At 74.9% G+C, this 4,486-nt stretch carries 4 protein-coding genes; 1 reads left to right on the plus strand and 3 read right to left on the minus strand.

All coding sequences use genetic code 11. The annotated features are described in order from the left end of the window. The 3 genes from ABT093_RS40375 to ABT093_RS40385 all read right to left on the minus strand — a co-directional run. Positions 1-746 (minus strand): endonuclease/exonuclease/phosphatase family protein (locus tag ABT093_RS40375; protein WP_350572500.1); only part of this gene is annotated, 746 nt, incomplete at its 3' end. Next, positions 743-1,366 (minus strand): hypothetical protein, encoded by a 624-nt coding sequence (locus ABT093_RS40380; protein WP_350572501.1) that lies wholly within the window; start codon positions 1,364-1,366, stop codon positions 743-745. The genes ABT093_RS40375 and ABT093_RS40380, both read right to left, overlap by 4 nt. 241 nt (positions 1,367-1,607) lie before the next feature. Continuing rightward, positions 1,608-3,128, minus strand: a complete 1,521-nt coding sequence (locus ABT093_RS40385; RefSeq protein ID WP_350572502.1) for a serine/threonine-protein kinase — start codon at positions 3,126-3,128, stop codon at positions 1,608-1,610. Between the two features lie 418 nt (positions 3,129-3,546). Between ABT093_RS40385 and ABT093_RS40390 the strand changes: the two genes are divergently transcribed. Further along, positions 3,547-4,350 (plus strand): SGNH/GDSL hydrolase family protein, encoded by an 804-nt coding sequence (locus ABT093_RS40390; RefSeq protein WP_350572503.1) that lies wholly within the window; start codon positions 3,547-3,549, stop codon positions 4,348-4,350. Positions 4,351-4,486: the final 136 nt, after the last annotated feature.

A 4,486-nucleotide genomic window follows, 5' to 3' on the forward strand; every position in this document is an offset into this window, starting at 1 on the left:
CCGGTCACCGCCGGGGCCAGCGCCGGGCTGGCGAGGATGAGGTCCTGGCGGCGGGGCACGTCGCCAGGACCGAACGCGGCCGTGGGGACCTCGGCCATCCCGCCGGTGAGGGCCGCGTCGACGAAGCCGCTGCGGGCCAGCAACTCCACCGCGTCGCGATCGCCGACCTCGGCCTCACCGGGGAGCCGGAGATGGCCGTTGAGCAGATGCGGCGCCATCACCCGCCAGTCGGGTTCCGGGAAGCGCTGACCGATCGAGTTCACGTCCCCGCCGACCAGGGCCAGCCGCCCGGGCGCGGCGAGGACCCCCAGCGGGGCGACCTCACGCGCGCGGTTGCGGGGGTCGAACGGGTCCAGGTGGAGGTTGCGGACCTCCAGGGCGCGGCCGGGCAAGCCGGGAAGGCGGAGATTCATCCAGCCCATGACGTGGTGATAGCGGCTGCGGTCGCAGTCCTCGGCCAGCACGGCGACGCGGGCGCTGGTCAGGATGGCACTGTGGAACTGGTGCCCGGCGGTGGTGATGTTGGCCTCGGCGAGGAACCCGGCGGCCAGGCCGAGTTCGGTCACTGCCTGGTTCAGGCGGCGCCGGCCAAGCAACTGCCAGAAGTTGCACTCCTGCAGCAGCAGGACGTCCGGCTCCAGGCTCTTCAGGAACGGCACCTGGCGACTCCAGCGGTGGCCGACGCCCAGGCCGTCGTCGTCGCGGCCGCCGAACAGGGTGTTGAAGGTGACGACCCGCAGCTTCACGAGGCCCTCCCCGCCGCGGCGAGCCGAGTCAGGACGACGCTGAGCGAGCGGACCTTGTCGGCCCCCCAGCGGAAGCTCCAGTGGTTCTGCAAGTCGTCGGGGATATCGGTCGGGGAGCAGTCGATGCGCAGGGCCCGCCAGCAGGCCGCCACCGGATCGTCCGACGCGTCCAGACGGTGGCCGGCCCGCTCGACGAGGGCGTCGATGCGGGCGACCGCCGGCCACGCGTTGCCGCTGTCCGGGAGCTCGGCGATCACCCGGACCTCGTCGGTCGAGACCGCCTCGACGGACAGGTCACCGACGACGGCCAGGAGGTAGTAGGCCAGGGCGAGACCTGCCGCTCCCTCGGTCCACCTCTCCGCGTACGGGTCGTACGGGTCCTCCTGGCGTGCGGCCCGTACGGGGCCGAGTTCGGCGATCGCCCGGTCCCACGCCTGCTCCCAGCGGTCGGGGCCACCGGTTCCGCGCCACCGGTCGACCGGTCCGAGCGGCCACCCGCCCTCCGGGACGGCCGGGGGGAGGGCCCGGGCGGCATCGTTCGCCCTCATGGCCGTGGTGAACTTCCCACCGGCAGCGCGGATCTCCCGCGAGCGCTTGCGCGAGGGCCTGCGGTCTGACATCGAGCACACTCCGTACGGCGGCGCACCCCACGCGTACGCGCCCGGAAGCGGACACGACGAAGGTCAGCTGCACGATGCGTCGACGGACGGCTTGGCCTGCATGACGGGTCCAGCGTGGGCGGGCCCCTTCGGCGAGCGGCAGACGTGCCCGCCGCCCGGCAAATCTACTGCCCTCCACACCCCGGCGTCCGGGGAACGGGCAGCTCAGCCTTCGGGAACAACGGCCCGGGCCTGCGGCAGTTCACAGGTGCCGTGGGCGCGGGCGCGGCGAGGGCAGCAGCGCCCCGACGGCCAGACTGCTCACCACCCAGGCACCGGCCCCGGCCGCCAGGGCGCCCGCGACCGGCCCGTGGAGTGCGGAGGCGGTCAGCGCGCAGCCGACGGCCCCGCTGAGCAGCCCGGCGGTGGAGGCGAGTTCGGCGTCCGGGCCGCCGCGACGCAGCAGCTGCTCGACCAGGGCCCGCACGCCGGCCGCGCCCGCCACGAGCACCGGCCCGGTCACCGTTGCGACCAGCACCGCCACCCACCACGCCAGCGTGCTCCACCCCAGCAGCACCACCATGGTGACCGCGGCGATCAGCATCGCGGCGAACACCCCGACGACGCTGCCCTGCCCGCCTTGCTGGCCGTGGACCGCCTCGTGCCGCTCCTCCAGGCGCGAGCCGACCGCGACGCAGCCGCCGGCCACCAGGCCCAGCGCGGTGCTCACCGGGCCGGGAAGGGCGGTGAACATCGCCAGCTGACCGCCGACCAGGACACCGGTCAGAGCTCCGGCCCGCCACGACGCCGACCGCCCGGGCACGGCGGCCGCGAGGCCGGAGTCCCTGGAGACCGTCCTGACGACGGGCGGCCGGGCCTGGGCCGCGCGCACCGTCGGCAGCCGGTCCACGGGCACCGCGACGGTCTCGACCGGCACGGTGACCGGTGCGGGGGAGGACAGTACGGAGGCTGCCCGAAGGCGCTGGGCGACCTCCGCCGCGTCCGCGGGCCGCCGCTGCGGATCCTTCTGCAGCAGCTGCGCCACCAGGCGCTCGAGTTCGGCGGGCACCTCGGGCCGGTGCGAGCGAACCGGAGCCGGGGCCTGGTGCAGGTGCTGGGCCAGCACCGGCCACCCGCCGCCGGGGAACGGCGGCGCTCCGGTCAGCAGCTCGTACAGCAGGCACCCCAGCGAGTACAGGTCGCTGCGGGCGTCGATCACCGCCTCGGCGCGGGCCTGCTCCGGGGACATGTACGACGGGGTGCCGATCACCGCGCCGGTCCCCGTGAGGGGATGGCCGACCGCGTCGGCCCGGCGCGCGATCCCCAGATCGCAGATCTTCACCCGCCCGTCGGCGGCGATCAGGATGTTCGCGGGCTTGATGTCGCGGTGCACCAGGCCGGCGGCGTGGGCGGCCTGCAGGCCGCGGCAGATCTGCTCCCCCCAGGCCACGACGTCGCTGACCGTCGGCAGGCCGCCGGCCAGGAGCCGGCTGAGCGGCTGCCCGTCGACCAGCTCCATCACCAGGTAGACGACGTGGCGCCCGGCCACCGGGGCCTCGCCGACATCGTGGACGGCCACGACGTGCGGATCGCTCAGGGCGGCCGCGGCCCGGGCCTCACCCTCCAGGCGCCGCACCAGCTCCTTGTCCTCCGGGCGCAGCAGCACCTTGACGGCCACCTGGCGGCCGAGCCGCTCGTCCACGGCACGCCAGACCTCGCCCATCCCGCCGGCGCCGAGGAGGTCCTCCAACCGGTACCGGCCCGCCACCGTGGTGCCGCGCATGACGTCCTCCTCCCGGCCGGCCCCGCAGGTCGGTCCGCACTGCGCCGGCCCTGTGCCGGCGTCCGGGCGAGCCTACGAAAACACTTCCGCGGCCCCGCCCAGACGAGGGGCGGGCGCCCCGGCGACAGCGCCGGCCAGCGCCGGGCCCAGCAGCCCGGCGCACCACGCCCGGTCGCCCATCCGGGGGTGAGCGGCGCGGCCAGCACCGGCTCCCGATGCGCGACCCGGTGCACAGGACCGTGGAGGTCGCCGATCTTCCGGTTGACCGTGCCGCGGTCGGTCCCCGGCGGCACGGGCCGATCGCCCGGAGAACGGACCGACGCCGTGAGGAGGTGACGCCGCCTCGTCCGGGTAATGCCCCCGTACGCCGGGCCGCCCTGTCCTAGCCTGGTGATCATCTGGACTTCAGGGGGCGATCATGCGTGAACGGCTGCCACACCGGGCGGCGCCGACCGGTGCCGGTCAGCGCCACCGCACCCTGACCGTGGGCTTCTTCGGCACCTCGATCATGGAGCACCTGGAGGCGTTCAACGCGCAGATGACCAACCAGGCCACTCTGCCCGCGATCGGCTCCACGGTCACCGTCGAAGGATGGCGCCGGCGCGGCTGGGTCCACCGCCTTGCCCTGTCCCTGCGCGCCACCTGGCCGCACGTCGGCTTCGAGATCCGCAACCACGGGCAGGGCGGCGCCACGAGCCGCGACGTCGCCGGCATCGTCGAACGCGACCTGGCCACCGGCGCCGGCTACGACCTCGCCTTCCTCGGCGTCGGCATCAACGACGTGTGGCGGCACTTCCAAGGCCGGCTGTCGGAGGCGGTCGACCTCAACGAGTACACCCAGCACCTCGAAGCGACGCTCGGCCGCCTCGGCGGCTCCACCCGCACGACCATCGTCATGTCCGAGACGCCGTTCGGTCCTCTCGAGGACCCCGACACGGTGACCGCCATGAACGGCGAGCTCGCCCGCTACAACGAAGCAGCCCGCGCGGCCGCCGCCGCGCACGGCGCGCTGTTCCTGGACGTGTGGACCCCCTTCTCTGCCGCGGCCCGGCACCTCGCGCCCGCCGACGGCGACGACCCGGCCGGGCTGTGGAGCGACGGGGTTCACCTGACCGAGCTGGGCGACACCCTGCTGCTCCAGCAGGCCGAACGGCTCCTCACCGAGCACCAGATCATCGACAGGCTCCTCAGCTCCCGGCCTCCGGACAAGGGCAGCGGGTAGGCCCGCGGGCCGTCCGGCACCGGCACTGGCCCGGCCGGACTGCGGCCGCCGGCCCGGGCAGCCCGCCGCCGTGCACCGCAACGGTGAGGCCGGCTTCGTCCCGTTCGGCGGCCGGGGCCTGGCTCGTCAGGTGGGG

The organism is Kitasatospora sp. NPDC002551 (genome assembly GCF_040296005.1).
Classification (GTDB): Bacteria; Actinomycetota; Actinomycetes; order Streptomycetales; family Streptomycetaceae; genus Kitasatospora.